Annotated in this window: 14 protein-coding genes; 5 read left to right on the forward strand and 9 right to left on the reverse strand. The window is 73.2% G+C overall.

From position 1 onward, the window contains the following. Positions 1 to 108 precede the first annotated feature (108 nt). Both ACFV1W_RS11405 and ACFV1W_RS11410 read left to right on the forward strand, forming a co-directional pair. The gene (locus tag ACFV1W_RS11405; RefSeq protein ID WP_380415313.1) at positions 109 to 1,017 is read left to right on the forward strand and encodes a cyclase family protein; all 909 of its coding nucleotides are present in this window, start codon (positions 109 to 111) and stop codon (positions 1,015 to 1,017) included. A gap of 101 nt (positions 1,018 to 1,118) precedes the next feature. Then, a complete protein-coding gene (locus ACFV1W_RS11410) occupies positions 1,119 to 2,288 on the forward strand; it encodes a PP2C family protein-serine/threonine phosphatase (RefSeq protein ID WP_380415315.1) in 1,170 nt (389 codons plus the stop codon). Between the two features lie 229 nt (positions 2,289 to 2,517). Here the strand turns inward: ACFV1W_RS11410 and ACFV1W_RS11415 are convergent, their stop codons facing one another. Together ACFV1W_RS11415 and ACFV1W_RS11420 are read right to left on the reverse strand one after the other, a co-directional pair. Next, entirely contained in the window at positions 2,518 to 3,066 is a 549-nt protein-coding gene (locus tag ACFV1W_RS11415) for a cytochrome P450 (RefSeq protein ID WP_380415317.1), read from the reverse strand. After that, complete coding sequence (locus tag ACFV1W_RS11420) at positions 2,999 to 3,802, reverse strand: hypothetical protein (RefSeq protein ID WP_380415319.1); 804 nt, start codon at positions 3,800 to 3,802, stop codon at positions 2,999 to 3,001. Before ACFV1W_RS11420 ends, ACFV1W_RS11415 begins: the two co-directional genes overlap by 68 nt. Positions 3,803 to 3,895: 93 nt before the next feature. Here ACFV1W_RS11420 and ACFV1W_RS11425 point away from each other — a divergent pair, with 93 nt between their 5' ends. Next, positions 3,896 to 4,516, forward strand: a complete 621-nt coding sequence (locus ACFV1W_RS11425) for an L-threonylcarbamoyladenylate synthase (RefSeq protein WP_380415321.1) — start codon at positions 3,896 to 3,898, stop codon at positions 4,514 to 4,516. Between the two features lie 17 nt (positions 4,517 to 4,533). On the opposite strand, the gene ACFV1W_RS11430 is transcribed toward ACFV1W_RS11425, so the two are convergent. Both ACFV1W_RS11430 and ACFV1W_RS11435 read right to left on the reverse strand, forming a co-directional pair. Next, positions 4,534 to 4,791 (reverse strand): hypothetical protein, encoded by a 258-nt coding sequence (locus ACFV1W_RS11430; RefSeq protein ID WP_380415323.1) that lies wholly within the window; start codon positions 4,789 to 4,791, stop codon positions 4,534 to 4,536. After that, a complete protein-coding gene (locus ACFV1W_RS11435) occupies positions 4,788 to 4,994 on the reverse strand; it encodes a hypothetical protein (protein ID WP_380415324.1) in 207 nt (68 codons plus the stop codon). The genes ACFV1W_RS11430 and ACFV1W_RS11435 overlap by 4 nt, the downstream gene beginning before the upstream one ends. Before the next feature lie 290 nt (positions 4,995 to 5,284). On the opposite strand from ACFV1W_RS11435, the gene ACFV1W_RS11440 reads away from it, so the two are divergent. Beyond that, on the forward strand, positions 5,285 to 5,947 hold the full coding sequence (locus ACFV1W_RS11440; RefSeq protein WP_380415325.1) for an NADPH-dependent F420 reductase: 663 nt from the start codon (positions 5,285 to 5,287) through the stop codon (positions 5,945 to 5,947). Between the two features lie 234 nt (positions 5,948 to 6,181). On the opposite strand, the gene ACFV1W_RS11445 is transcribed toward ACFV1W_RS11440, so the two are convergent. Genes ACFV1W_RS11445 through ACFV1W_RS11465 form a run of 5 tightly spaced genes read right to left on the reverse strand, consistent with a single transcriptional unit; the run spans position 6,182 to position 12,106 of the window. After that, positions 6,182 to 7,210 carry a LacI family DNA-binding transcriptional regulator gene (locus ACFV1W_RS11445; protein ID WP_380415327.1) on the reverse strand — a complete coding sequence of 343 codons (1,029 nt, stop codon included), beginning with the start codon at positions 7,208 to 7,210 and terminating at the stop codon, positions 6,182 to 6,184. A gap of 54 nt (positions 7,211 to 7,264) precedes the next feature. Continuing rightward, on the reverse strand, positions 7,265 to 9,001 hold the full coding sequence (locus ACFV1W_RS11450) for a glycoside hydrolase family 36 protein (protein ID WP_380415329.1): 1,737 nt from the start codon (positions 8,999 to 9,001) through the stop codon (positions 7,265 to 7,267). A 5-nt stretch (positions 9,002 to 9,006) separates the two neighbouring features. After that, positions 9,007 to 9,834, reverse strand: a complete 828-nt coding sequence (locus ACFV1W_RS11455; RefSeq protein WP_380415331.1) for a carbohydrate ABC transporter permease — start codon at positions 9,832 to 9,834, stop codon at positions 9,007 to 9,009. Beyond that, complete coding sequence (locus ACFV1W_RS11460) at positions 9,831 to 10,766, reverse strand: carbohydrate ABC transporter permease (protein WP_380415332.1); 936 nt, start codon at positions 10,764 to 10,766, stop codon at positions 9,831 to 9,833. The genes ACFV1W_RS11455 and ACFV1W_RS11460 overlap by 4 nt, the downstream gene beginning before the upstream one ends. After that, the gene (locus ACFV1W_RS11465) at positions 10,763 to 12,106 is read right to left on the reverse strand and encodes an extracellular solute-binding protein (protein ID WP_380415334.1); all 1,344 of its coding nucleotides are present in this window, start codon (positions 12,104 to 12,106) and stop codon (positions 10,763 to 10,765) included. Before ACFV1W_RS11465 ends, ACFV1W_RS11460 begins: the two co-directional genes overlap by 4 nt. 515 nt (positions 12,107 to 12,621) lie before the next feature. Here ACFV1W_RS11465 and ACFV1W_RS11470 point away from each other — a divergent pair. Continuing rightward, positions 12,622 to 14,121 carry a hypothetical protein gene (locus ACFV1W_RS11470; RefSeq protein ID WP_380415335.1) on the forward strand — a complete coding sequence of 500 codons (1,500 nt, stop codon included), beginning with the start codon at positions 12,622 to 12,624 and terminating at the stop codon, positions 14,119 to 14,121. The last annotated feature ends 68 nt before the right edge of the window (positions 14,122 to 14,189 follow it).

Genomic DNA, 14,189 nt, shown 5'->3' on the forward strand with positions numbered 1-14,189 from the left:
CCGCTTTGCGGTATCCGCCGCCGGACCGCGCGCACTCCCCGAGCACGATGGCGCCATCGCGACCATCACCGCATCATCGGCAGAGCGGGGGCCGGATTGAGGAGTGCCATGACCAGTGCCAACGGGCCGACGATGACCCGCGACGAGTTCGACGCGCTTTTCCGGCAGCTGCGCCGCGCGCGTCTCCCCGGGCCGGTCGAAGCGAGGCGACGGGTGGCGGCCGCCGGACTCGTGCGCACGGGCGAGGTCGTCGCCATGGGGCGGCCGTGGGACAGCGTGCCGGGGCCCGACAACCGCAGGCCGGCACTGCACCAGATGACCGAACTGGCGGACGTCACGGCCCCCGAGCCGACGGTGCACCGGGACTTCATCGGCTCCGACTACCACGGCAAGGCCCAGACGCACCTGGACGCGCTCTGCCACATCGCGTACGACGGGCTGCTCTTCGCGGGCGTGCGGGCGCAGGAGGTGTTCTCCTCGCAAGGTGCCGCCTACGGCGCGGTGACCGACCTGCTGCCCGGGCTGGTGGGGAGGGGAGTCCTGCTGGACGTGCCACGCCTGCGCGGCACACCCTGGCTGGAGCCGGGAGAGGCGATCGGCGGCTCGGAGCTGCTGGTCTGCGCCGAGGAACAGGGCAGCCCGCTGCGCCCCCAGGACATCCTCCTGGTCCGCACCGGCCACCTCGCCCGGCGGCGGCGGCTGGGCGCGTGGGATCCGGACGACCTCAGCGCGGGACTGCATCCCGGCGCGATGCGCGCGCTGAGCGAGTCACGGGCCTCGGCCCTGGGCAGCGACGGCGACAACGACGTGCGCCCGAGCCCCGTCGACGGCGTCCACTCGCCGGTCCACGTGCTGGCCATCACCGCCCTGGGCCTCCCGCTGATCGACAACCTGGACCTGGAGCCGCTGGCCGAGGCGTGCGCGCGCACCTCGCGATGGGAGTTCCTCCTCGTCGTCGCGCCCCTGAACATCCCCCGCGGCACCGGCTCACCGGTCAATCCGCTCGCGGTCCTCTGAGCAGCTCGCCGTCTTCCCGGCGAGAGGTCCGTGCCTCGCGGGGCCTCTTCCAGGGCGAGATCCGTTCTGCGTGGACGCGTCCCCAGGAGCACAGTGGGGACATGGAAGACCGAGCACGCGCGGCCCGCCACCAGCAGCGCGGACAACGGAGCTGGGCGCTGCTGCTGATTCCGCTCGCCCTCATCGCGGCGATCACCGTGGTCGATCTCCACTCCCCCACCAGCATCCACCTCGGCCCGCTCCTGGTGATCGCCCCTGCCCTCACCCCCTCGTTCGCCGGCGTGCGCCCGACCGCCCTCGTCGGAGCCCTGGCCGTCGCCGCCCAGGTCCTCATCGCCTTCCTCCACGGCGGCATCACCACCAGCAACCACATCGCACAGATCGTCGCGCTGACCGTCCTGTGCGTCCTGATCGTCATGTTCACCGCCATCCGCGAGCACCGGGCCAGACAGCTCGCCCGCGCCCAGTCGGTCGCCGAAGCCGCACAGCGCGCCCTGCTGCGCCCGCTGCCCGAACAGATCGGCCCTCTTCAGATCGCCACGATGTACCTCGCCGCCGAAAAGGAGACGCAGATCGGCGGCGACCTCTACACCGCCACTCGCACCGCGGGCGGAACCCGCATGGTCATCGGAGACGTCCGGGGCAAGGGCCTGGCAGCCGTCGGCGAGTCGGCCCTGCTGGTCAGCGCCTTCCGCCTCATCGCCGCACAACACGACACCCTGGCGGACCTGGCGGCCACGCTCGACCACAACGTGGGGCGCTACCTCACCGACTTCGCCCAGGAGAGCAGCGACATCGTCGAGCACTTCATCACCGCGATCCTCCTCGACCTGCCAGACGACGAGCCCGTCGCCCGCATGACCAACTGCGGACACCCGCCGCCCCTCCTGCTGCGCGACGGCCGCGCGCTGCCCGTCGACTCCGTGCCGGCCGCTCCACCCCTCGGCGTGAACGACCTCGGCGACGGCAGCTACCCGAGCGACGACTTTCCGTTCGAAAAGGGCGACACCCTGCTGCTGTACACCGACGGGGTCACCGAGGCGCGCGACGACACCGGCACGTTCTACCCGCTCGCCGATCGCGCCGCCCACTGGACCAAGTCCTCCCCCGAGTCACTCGTCAACCACATCCGCCGTGATCTCCTCGCCCACGTCGGCCACCGCCTCGACGACGACGCCGCCGTCATCGCCATCCGGCGCGCCGAACCGCCCGCCGCCCACGCCTCCGAGCCCGCCGAGCCCGGTCGAAACCCGCCCCCTCCCCGGGAGTGATCCGACGCCGAATCGACAGGGCAGTGCCGGCGGCCGTACGCGGCCGGGTGTCCGCGCCGATGGCCACAGGTTCACCCCGGTGGGAGAGCCCGTCCACGGTCGCCGACACGGCGGCGGGGTTCCCGGCGGTGGCCAGGCGGCCCTGGCGCCGCCGGGAGGCCTCCGGTTCCGTCCTGCCGGAGCGTGGGGCCGATACCGGTCCGCCGGGCTTCCGCCAGCAGCGCGTCCGCTATCGCCAGCGGACACGCAGGGCCTTCAACCCGTTCTGGAAGTTGGAGACGAGTCGCTTCGGGGGTGCTCCCGAAGCGAGTTCCAGGCCGGGCAGTTCGGCGACGACACGACGGATCAGGGTCGCCATCTGAACCCTGGCGAGTCGCGCTCCCACGCAGAAGTGGGGGCCGAAGCCGAAGCTGACGTGATCGTTCGGCGTCCGGGCGATGTCGAGGCGGTCCGCATCGGGGAAGACGGATTCGTCGCGGTTGGCGGAAGCGTGGTAGACGACCACCTTGTCGCCGGCGCGGATCGATTGCCCGGCGAGCACCATGTCCCGGACGGCCGTGCGCCGGAACTCCAGCACCGGCGGCCAGAACCGGAGCATCTCCTCGACCGCCGGGGCGACCAGATCCGGCCGTCGCGACAACTGAGCGTACTGGTCGGGGTGGCTGAGCAGGGAGTACAGACCGCCGGGCAGACCGTTACGCAGCGTCTCGTTACCGGCGACTCCGAACAGGAAGAACATCGTCTCGAACTCGTCGGCCCTCAGCCCGGCTTCCCGCATCCGCGCGACGATGCTGCCCGGTGGTGGCTGTCCGGCGAGCGCGTGGGCGTAGGCGAACGCGGGAGCGCGGGTTGAGCGGGTGGCCGCCGCGGGTGGTGAGGGCGGTGGGCCGGTGGACGAGCGCGCTGCGGCCCATGTCGGTGAGCCGGGACGGGTCGGCGGTACTGGACCGGGCGTGGTCGGGATCCTGGTAGCCGATCACACGATTCGACCAGTCGACCAGCAGCTGCCGGTCCTGCTCCGGCACGCCGAGAATTCGCGCCAGCGTCCACACGGGCAGGTCGGCGGCGATCGGCACGAAGTCGGCCTCGCCCAAGTGCCGGACCGCCCGGAGGAGTTCGGCCGCGCGCTCCTCGATGGCCGTGGTCAGCTCGTGCAGCGCGCGCGGGGTGAACGCGGCCGCGACGGCCCGGCGCAGTCGGGAGTGGTCGGGCGGGTCCTGGTTGAGCATCATCGCGCGGGCGAACTCAAGATCGGCCGGGGTGTCGGGGTCGCGGATCTGGGTCCCGCCGAGGTGCGAGGAGAAGTCCTCCGGGCTGCGCAGCACCTGCTTCACGTCCGCGTGCCGCAGCACCGCCCAGTAGCCCGGCCCGGCCGGCCACTCCCCCACCGCCGGCTCCTCCACCCAGCACACCGGCGCCTGCGCCCGCAGCTCGCGGAACAACCCGTACGGCACGCCCTGCGCGTACGTCTCCGGCCGGAAGATCCGGTTCACCCGCGCCTGGTCGAAGCCCATGGCTGCCGACCGTACGCCGCGAGCCGGCGGACCGCCAGAAGCCGGGACGTCACGGTTGCACCGATCGGCGGCCGCATCCCGTAAGGTCGGCCAATGGCGAAGTACTTCGACGTGCACCCAGAGTCCCCCCAGCCGCGCACCATCAGCACCGTGGCCGACAACGTGCGGTCCGGGGCGCTCATCGCGTACCCGACCGATTCCTGTTTCGCGCTCGGCTGCCGACTGGACAACCACGAGGGGCTGGAGCGGATCCGCTCGATCCGGCGCCTCGGCGAGCGCCACCACTTCACCCTGATGTGCGAGGACTTCGCCCAGCTGGGGCAGTTCGTGCAGCTGGACAACTACGTCTTCCGGGCCGTCAAGGCGGCGACCCCGGGCAGCTACACCTTCATCCTGCCCGCCACCAAGGAGGTCCCGCGCCGGCTGCTGCACCCGAAGAAGAAGACGGTGGGCGTCAGGATCCCCGACCACGCCGTCACCCGGGCGCTGCTCGCCGAACTCGGTGAGCCGCTGGTCTCCAGCACCCTGATCCTGCCCGGCGAGGACGAGCCGATGACCCAGGGGTGGGAGATCAAGGAACGGCTGGACCACGTGCTGGACGCCGTGGTGGACTCCGGCGAGTGCGGCACCGAACCGACCACGGTCATCGACTTCTCCGGCGGGGAGGCGGAGATCGTCCGGCGCGGGGCGGGCGACCCGGCGCGCTTCGAGTGAGGGCGGCGGCGCCGGTCTCAGCGGTGGCGGAGGTCCGTGAAGGCCCCCGCCAGGCCACCGACCGCGACAGCCGGGACGAGCGACGCGTCCCAGGGCTGACCGGCCGCCATGCCCGAGGCCACCACCAGGGCGCCGACGCCCACGCCCGCCGCCCGCGCCGGAACCGAGCGGGGGACCAGCGGCAAGGGCTTGCCGTTTCGCCGTTGTAGGGCCAGTTTGATGACAAGCAGGAGTACTGCGACCGCGAGCAGCGGGGGCACCATGTCGTGCGTCATGGCGCCAGGATGTCATGGACGGTGAAGAGTTGTTCGAGTTGGGTGGGGTCGTCGGTCCGGAACACGGCCGTCTCTACGGCGAGTTGGAGGTCAGGGCCGCGCAGCCATTCGGCGAAGGCGCGGTACGGGGGGCTCTGTTCGTCCCGGAAGGCGTTCGAGGGTACGAGCCCCCCGGCGAGGGCGAGCCCGTGCAGCCGCTCCACGGCCGTCGGGGTCGCCAGGCGGGCCCATTCTGCTAGCCGGTCCCCGGTGCGGTCCGCGGGCCGCAGGGCGGCCCGGCGGGACCTGGGCGCGGATCGGCTCGTGGCCGGAGGCGGAGCCGGTGGAGTTCACGGGCCCACCCGCACGGCGGGCGCCGGGGCGGCACCGGGCCCGGCGGGACCCGGGGTGCGCCAGGACCAGCCTCGGGAACGGATCGGGAACAGATCCGTTCACCGCCGGGTTGGGGCAGGACGACGAGCGTGTCGCACACCCGAAGAGCGAGGGCTTTCCCATGAAGATCGGAATCATCGGCGCGGGCAACATCGGCGGCAACCTGACGCGGCGTCTGACCGCGCTCGGGCACGAGGTCTCGGTGGCCAACTCGCGCGGTCCGGAGTCGCTGAAGGCGCTGGTCGAGGAGACGGGCGCGAAGGCCGTGACGGCCGCCGAGGCGGCGAAGGGCGCGCAGGTCGTGGTCGTGACGGTGCCGCTGAAGAACGTGCCGGACCTGCCCGCGGGGCTGCTGGACGGCGCCGCCGAGGGCGTGGCGGTGATCGACACCGGCAACTACTACCCCAAGGAGCGCGACGGCCGGATCGACGCGATCGAGGACGGCGGGCTGACGGAGAGCCGCTGGACGGAGCAGCACCTCGGCCACCGGGTGGTGAAGGTGTTCAACGGCACCTACGCGCAGGACCTGCTGGAGCGGCCCCGCCCGGCGGGTGACCCGGAGCGGCTGGCCGTGCCGGTCGCGAGTGACGACGAGGCCGCGAAGCGGGTCGTACGGGCGCTGGTCGACGAGCTGGGCTTCGACACCGTGGACGCGGGCGGCATCGACGATTCCTGGCGCCAGCAGCCGGCCACCCCGGTGTACGGGCTGCGCGCCGGGGTCGAGGCCGTGGAGCGGGCGCTCGCGGAGGCGTCCCCGGAGCGCCCGGCGGCCCACCGGGCCTGACTGGCGGGGGGCACGGCCGCGTACGCGGTCGCCCGGCAGCTGCGCGGCGTCGAGGGCCTGACCGTGGTCACCAACTCGCTCCGGATCGCCGACCTCCTCGAAGAGCCCGCGGGCTGGCCGAGGAGCAGCGGGCGGCGGCCGCCCGCCAGGTCGGCGAGCTGATCACCGCACCGGCTGTCGGCAGGAACAGGCTGCCGACCGGGGACCGGCCGTCGCCCGGGGGCCGGCCGTTCACTACGGACCGGCCGTGCTTCCCCGCACCACCAGCTCGGCGGCCAGTTCCAGCCCGGCCGGGGGCGGCACGGCTCCGCGCACCTGGTCGAGCAGCCGCCCGACCAGCGCGGCGGCGATCGCCCCCAGCGGCAGCCGCAGCGAGGTCAGCGCCGGGTGCAGATGGCGGCAGAGCGGCGTGTCGTGGAAGCCGGTGACCGCGATCCCGCGCGGCCCGACGGCCAGTCCCTCCGCCCGCACCGCCTCGTACACGTCCAGCGCCAGCAGGTCGCTGCCCGCCGCGACGGCCGTCGGCGGCTCCGGTCCACGCAGCAGCTCCCGGGCGGCCGCCGCCTCCGGACCGACCGCGGTGACGGCGGTCAGTCCCAGTCGGCGCACCTCGGCCAGGAAGCCCGCCCGGCGCGCCGCCATCCACGGCAGGTCCTCGGAGGCGCCGAGGTACCCGATCCGCCGGTGGCCGAGCACCGCGAGGTGACGCACCACCGCGGCCGTCGCCGCGTCGTTGGCGATGTCCACCCACTGCTGCGGCTGCGCGGGCCCGGTCCGCCCGAAGGTGACGAACGGGACGCCGAGCCGGGTGACGTGGTCGATCCGGGCGTCCGGGGCGAGCACGTCCGCCAGCACCAGCCCGTCCACCTGGCGGGCCGCCACCAGCTCGTCGATGGCCGCCGTCGGGTCCCCCGTGCCCCGGGCCGGGCGGAACAGCAGCACCCGCCAGCCCTGTTCCCCGGCCGCGTCGACCAGGGCCTCCAGGAAGCCGGCCATCAGCGGATTGGGGTCGTGGGGGTCGTCCGCCGGAGCCAGGTAGCCGATGGTGCGGCGGGCGCCGCTGCGCAGCGAGCGGGCCGACTGGTCGGGCTGGTAGCCGAGTTCGCGGATCGTCGCGGTCACCCGCGCCAGGGTCTCGGGGCGGACCCGGTGCGGGGCGTTGAGCGCGTTGGAGACGGTCTGCCGGGAGACCCCGGCCGCTCGGGCGACCTCCTCGATGGTGGTGGCGCCGCGGCGCGGCCGGTGTGCTCCCTCGGGCGGCATGCGGTCCTCCAGGCATACGGTCGGTCGGTCAGCCGGGTCGGGCGGTCAACCGGGTCAGGCGCGGTGCAGCGTCAGCAGCCCGCCGCGCGGCACGGGGATCGGGGCGGCGAGGCCGAGCTCGACCTCGCCCTCGCGGACGATACGCCCCCTCGCGTCCCGCACGGTCGCCACGGCCGTCCCGCTGCCGCCGGTCAGCCGGACGTCCGGGTCGGCGTCGGCGTTGGCCACCAGCAGGGTCCGCCAGCGCTCGCCGGAGGCGTCCACCGGCAGGGCGGCGTAGCGGGCCACCGCGACGGTGTCCCCGCCCAGGGCCGTGACCATCGGGTACCCGAGGTCCGGGCGGGACGGCCGCAGCTCGCCCAGCTGCAGGGTGTCCACGTGGCCGCGGAAGACGCCGAGCCAGAAGGCGAGCGCCTCGCGCTGGGCCGGGCTCTGCGCGGCGAGGTCGACGGAGACCTGCGGCACCGAGAACAGCACGTTGATCAGGTGACAGGCGATCTGCTCCGGCGGTTCGGCCCGGTGCCACATCAGCATGTCGGAGTGGACCGGGACGGGCCCGGCGGCGAGCCGCAGGTCGACGGTCCGCTGCCGGTTCTCCTGCGGACTGAGCGGGCAGTCGGTGGCGCGGATCATGGTGACGTACGGCCAAAGGGCCGGGCTGACGTACGGCTGGCGGTACTCGACCATCGCCTCCGGGTCGGCCGCGGTGATCCGCCGGCGGATGGCGGCGAGCAGGCGCTCCACGCCCTCGTCCACGCTCGCGCAGTCCGCCTCGGGGCCGGCGGCCGGGGCCGGCCCGCGGGAGAACCAGTCGACGAAGTCGACCTTGAGCCCGTCCATGCCCCACTCCTCGACGGCCCGGGCGAGCCGGTCGGTGAGGAAGTCGCGGACCTCGGGGTAGCGCGGGTCGGCCACGACCGCACCCAGGTGGGCGGCGTCGGCGAGGGCGTGGCGGCCGAACTTCCCGAAGGCGGCGCTGTCCTTGCCGATGAACGGCAGGGCGTACCAGAGCAGGTAGCGCACGCCGAGCCCGTTCACCCGGGCGACGTGGGCGGCGGTGTCGGGCAGCGACACCGGCTCCCAGTCGCCGCAGTGGGCGTATCCGCGGGTGCGGTCGGCGGTCATCCAGCCGTCGTCCACGATGATCACGTCCAGGCCGAGCGCCTTGCCGAGAGCGGCCTGGGCCTCGACGCGCTCGGGCGTGACGTCCTGGTGCATCGAGTACCAGGTCGAGTAGGCGGGCCGCCGGGCGGCGTCGGGGACGTCCACGGCGCGGCCGTCGCCCCACCAGGCGGCGAGGTCGGCCAGGCAGCGGGCGAAGTGCCGCCCCGAGGTGTCGATCCGCACGGCGAGCTCGCCGTCGGCCTGGGCCCAGAACCGGAACTCGCCGGTCTCCTCGACCACTCCGGCCCCGGCCAGCACGTCGGGGCGCCCGGCGGCGAAGGCGCACAGGGCGACGTCCCCGGTGCCGACCAGCGCGGCGATCGGGGCGCCGGCCGCGAGGCCGGTGCGGCGCGGCGCGCTCCAGGCGGCGGGCAGCCAGCCGGTGCCGCGCGGCTCCGGGGTCCAGAAGGCCGTGGCGTCCACGCAGGGCACCCGCCACTCGATCCGTACCGGCCCGGCGTCGCGCGCCGTCACCTCGACCACTCCCTCCGCGACCGCTTCGGCGGTGGCCGATCCGCTCGCCGTGAGGCTTGCCCTGAGACGGGCGGCGAGGTCGGTGCCCTCGGGGCGCAGCGGGCGCAGGCCGCCGGCGGTGGCGGGGGCGTGCGGCTCCCAGATGTCGGTCATGCTGCTCAGCCTTTCGTGGCGCCGGCCAGCAGGCCGGAGATGAACTGCCGCTGGAGGACCAGGAAGAGGACCATCATCGGCAGGGTGGACAGGGCGGTGCCCGAGAGGATCGCGCCGTAGTCGGTGGTGGCCTTGTTGCCGTACAGGGTCGCGAGGGCGACCGGCAGGGTGTGCATGTCGGGGCTGCGCAGGGCGATCAGCGGCCAGACGAACTGGTTCCAGGAGCCCAGGAAGAGGAAGATCGAGAGAGCGGCGAGCACCGGCCGCATGACCGGGACGACGACGCTCCACAGCACCCGGAACTCGCCCGCGCCGTCGACCCGTGCGGCGTCCAGGAGTTCGTCCGGCAGGCTGGTCAGCGACTGGCGCATCAGGAAGACGGCGAAGGGCACGCACAGCCCGGGCAGGATGATCGCCTGGTAGGAGTCGAGCAGGCCGAAGTTCGTCATCATCTTGAACAGCGGCACCAGCATGACCTGTTCGGGCACCACGAGGGTGGAGAGCAGCAGCGCGAACAGCAGGGTGCGGCCGCGGAAGCGGAACTTGGCGAAGGCGTAGCCGGCCAGCAGGGCGACGACCAGCGCGCCTACGGTCTGGACCCCGGCCACCAGCAGGGAGTTGCCGACCACCCGGAGCAGGCCGATCCGCTGGTCGAGCCGGTGCAGATTGTCGCCCAGGCCCCCGCCGGGCAGCAGGTGCGGCGGCCAGTCGAAGATCTCGGTGTCCTTGCGGGTGGTGGAGACCAGCAGCCAGTAGAAGGGGGCGACGGACAGGCCCGTGAGGCCCGCGAGGAGGAAGGTCAGCGGCCAGCCGCGGAGCTTCTCGGAGTTCATCGGTCCTTCTCCCCCATCAGGCGCATCTGGACCGCGCCGAGCACCGACACCAGCAGCGTGAGCGCGTAGGCGATGGCCGAGGCGTAGCCGAAGTCGAAGTACCGGAAGCCGTTCTGGTACAGGTACATGGAGACGGTCAGGCTCGCGTTGTCCGGGCCTCCGCCAGTCAACACGTACGGCTCGTCGAAGAGTTGGAGAGTGCCGATGGTGGACAGCACGACGGTGAACAGCAGCACCGGGCGCAGCGCGGGCACGGTGACCGCGGTGAAGCGGCGGACGGGTCCGGCGCCGTCGACCATCGCGGCCTCGTACAGCTCCTTCGGGATGCCCTGGAGGCCGGCCAGGTAGATGACGGCGTTGTAGCCGGTGTAGTGCCAGGTGAGCACCAGGACGACGGCCATCCGGGCCCAGAACGGCTGGCCGAGCCAGTCGACGGCGGGCAGCCCGACGGCCTCCAGCAGCCGGTTCACCGCGCCGTCGTCCGTCCTGAGCAGGAAGGCGAAGATCACGCCCGTGGCGACCAGGCCGGTGACGGCGGGCATGAAGACGCCCAGCCGCCAGACGGCCCGCCAGCGCACCAGGCCGGAGTTGATGCCGACGGCCGTCAGCAGGGCGAGCGCCAGCATCAGCGGGACCTGGACGACGAGGATCTCGGCGGTGTTGCGCAGGGCCGTCCAGAACAGCGGATCGTCCAGCAGGCGTCGGTAGTTGGCGAGTCCGGCGGCGCGGGTGGTGTTGCCCGCGCCGGTGGTGAAGGAGAGCAGCAGGGAGTCGACGATCGGGTAGGCCTTGAACACGCCGAAGGTGACCAGGGCCGGGGCGAGCAGCAGGTACGGCAGGGCGGCGCGGCGGCGGCGGGCGGCGCGGCGGCTCGGTACGGCCCTCCCGGCGGGTTCCTCAGCGAGCGCGACGGCCGGGGTGGTGGTCGTCATGCGATCGTTCGCCCGGTCTGCTGGGCGAGCCGCCCGGCGGCGTCCTTGAGGGCGGCTGCGGGGTCGCCGGACTTGAGGAAGACCTTGGTCTGGGCGTCGCCGGCGAGCTTGAGGGCGCGGGCGTAGTCGCCGGAGTAGTTGGTCGGGTCGCCGCCGTCGACGGCGAGGTCCGCGAAGGTCTTCAGGACGGCCTGGCCGCCGAAGTACGGGCGGGGCTCGGCGTACATCGGGTCCGTGTAGGCCGCGGTGAGCGCGGGGAAGACGCCGCCTGCGGCGAACATGGCGTTGACCGAGGCCGGGCGGGTGAGCGCGTACTCGACGAACTTCCAGGCGGCGCGGCGGCGCGGGCTTGAGGCCGAGACGGCGAGGTGGGTGGAGTTCACCAGGGCGGTGTGCTTGCCTCCGGGGGTGACGGCCGGGGGCTTGGCGAGGCGCCAGTTGCCGCTCTGGCCGGGGAACTTGGCCTCCAGGTAGTGGGCGGCCCAGGCGGGCATCGGGGCGACGGCGAGCTTGCCCGCCTTCATCAGGGTGGCCCAGCCCTGGTCGCCGGGGGCGTCGGCGACGAGCCCGGCCGCGTCCAGGCGCTGGACGATGGACATGGCTCGGACGCTCGGCCCGGAACCGAGGGTGATCCTCCCCTGGAGGTCGAAGTAGAACGCGCCCTGGAGCTGCATCAGGGACTGCAGGAAGTCGAGGTCGGGGGCGGGATTGGCGGCCTTGTTGAGGCCGATGAGGGAGATGCCGGGGTTGGCGGCCTTGAAGCGGTCGGCGACGGCGATCAGGTCGTCCCAGGTGGCGAGGGCGGTGGGGTCGATGCCGGCCTTGTCGAAGCAGTCCTGGCGGTAGAAGAAGCCGAGTGGGTTGACCTCCCAGGGCAGTGCGTGGACGTGGCCGTCCTTGCCGGTGACGACCGGCCACAGGCCCTTGGCGAAGGCGTCCTGGTGGGCGGTCGCGCCGAACTGCGAGAGGTCGGCCAGGCCGCCGGGGAACTTGTCGACGTAGCCGGGCAGGTAGTCGCAGCCGATGTGCAGCACGTCGCCGAGCCCCTGGCCGCCGGCCGCGAGGCCGACGGTGATCTTGTCCCAGATGGCCGGGTTGCCGATGTCCTGGACGTCGACCTTGATCCCCGGGTTGTCCTTCTCGAACGCCGGGACGACTCCGCGCAGCGCGGCGGCGGCCGTGGCCCAGGACCAGACGGTGACGGTCCCGGTCTCGGCGTCCCCTCCCGAGCCCCCGCCCGGGTCGGCGCCGCCACAGGCCGCGAGGCTGCCACCGGCGGCCAGCGCGAGCAGACCGGCTCCGGAGGCACGGAGCAGGCCGCGACGGGAAAGGTGTGACATTGCATTCCTCCTGATGGGACGGCGCCGGGCAGAGACGGAACAAAAGGGGCAGTGCGCGCTCGAAGGCCGTCGATTTGAACGTTCAAACCAACAAAACAGACCACAACCCAACAGGTTCACATGAGCGGGAGTCAGCAAACGCCCGCCCTCCCCACCCCGTCAACCCCTCCGCCCCGGAACGCCCGTCTCCGCAACCGTTCCGTTACCACCGGAGCCCGCCCCGCTCCGGCGGGAACGGGGCGGGCTCGTGAGTTCGACGGGCTGTGGACGAAGGGGCCGGGCGGGTGTTCGCCCGGGCGGGTCCGGGGCGTCGGCGCAGCCCTGGCGGCAGGTCAGAGGTCGTTCTGAATTTCCGACGAGCCATTGAGGCCGGGCCGGTGCCGCGCCTACACTCGCCCGGCCGTGACCTCGTGTCCCGGAGCCCCCTCGCGTACCCGGTGTCGCACGATCCGGCCCGGGTAGCGGCCTTTGTCCCCCAACCCATCCTCGTGGAGGACCACTTGAAGGCTCCAAGCATGCGCCGAACACTCCTGGCAGGGGTGAGCAGCCTGGCCTTCGCGGCCTCCGGCGCGCTCGCCGTGCCGACGGTCACCAGTGCCGTCGCCGCCATCGGCTACCCGGTGGTGCACCCCGCGGTGGCCGACTACAGCCAGGTGTCGGCCGGCACCACTCCCCCCACGCCGGCGCAGTGCGCGTCGGCGGGCCGCCGGTGCTTCAGCCCGCAGGGCATCCGGGCCGCCTACAACCTGGGCCCGCTGTACGCGGACGGCTTCGACGGTCGGGGTCAGACGATCGCGATCTTCGACTCGTACGGCAGCGACACCATGGCGCACGACCTGCACGTCTTCGACCAGGCCTTCGGTGTCGACGCGATGTGCGGCGAGGAGGGCGTGACCTGCCGGCCGGGCATGCCGACCTTCAGCGAACTCCACGTCCAGGGCGACCCGGGCACCACAGCCCCGCCGTCCACCAGCCAGGGCACCGGCCAGGAGAGCAAGGCCGCCTGGGCGCTGGAGGTCGCGCTCGACGTCGAGACCGCGCACGCGATGGCCCCCGGCGCCAACATCCTGCTGGTCAGCACCCCCACCGCCGAGACGCTCGGCGTCCAGGGCATGCCCGCCCTGATGAACGCCGAACAGTACGTGGTCGACCACCACCTGGCGAACGTCCTCTCCCAGTCCTTCGCCTCCGCCGAGGGCGCGTTCGCCAGCCCCCAGTCGATCGAGCCTCTGCGGCACGCCTTCAAGTCGGCGGCCCTGAACGGCGTCACGGTGCTCGGCTCCAGCGGTGACGACGGCACGGCCGGGTCCGTGAAGACCCCGGTGAAGAAGGGCGGCTCCACCCTCCCGTACCCGTCCGTGGAGTGGCCGGCCTCCGACCCGCTGGTGACCGCCGTCGGCGGCACCTTCCTGTGCACCGATCCCGGGGCGACCGGCGGCCGGTCCGCGGACAGCACCGACAACCCGGCCACCTGCAGGGCCGACGCCGGTTCGGCCGAGGTGGGTTGGAGCGGTTCGGGCGGCGGGTTCAGCCAGGTCTTCGACAAGCCCGCCTACCAGTCGGCGCTGCCCGCCGGCTCCACCGCGACCGGCACCGGGCGCGCCGTCCCGGACGTGGCCCTGCAGGCCGCTCCCGGCACCGGCGCGCTGGTCTACCTCTCGCTGCCGCCGGACGGCTCCTCCGGCCTCAAGTGCGGTAGCACGCCCTGCAGCACGGGCTGGTACGACATCGGCGGTACCTCGCTGTCCTGCCCCCAGTGGGCCGGCCTGGTGTCGATCGCGGACCAGATCAACGGCGGAGGCCTCGGCCAGATCAACCCGGCCCTGTACAAGCTGGCCGCCGACCCGGCCACGTACGCGGCCGACTTCAACGACGTGACCCTCGGCAACAACACCACCGACCCCACGGTGCCCGGCTACCCGGCCACCACCGGGTGGGACCCGGTCACCGGCCTCGGCACGCCCAACGCGGCGAAGCTGCTGCCCGACCTGGTCAGCGCCGCCCACTCCGGGTGAGCCCGGACTCCTGAGGCCGTCGCCCCGCCGAGCCGCAGCTCGGCGGGGCGACGCCGTGCACGGAGGGC

Origin of the sequence: Kitasatospora sp. NPDC059648, from assembly GCF_042734825.1 — a bacterium.
In the GTDB taxonomy this organism is placed as follows: Bacteria; Actinomycetota; Actinomycetes; order Streptomycetales; family Streptomycetaceae; genus Kitasatospora.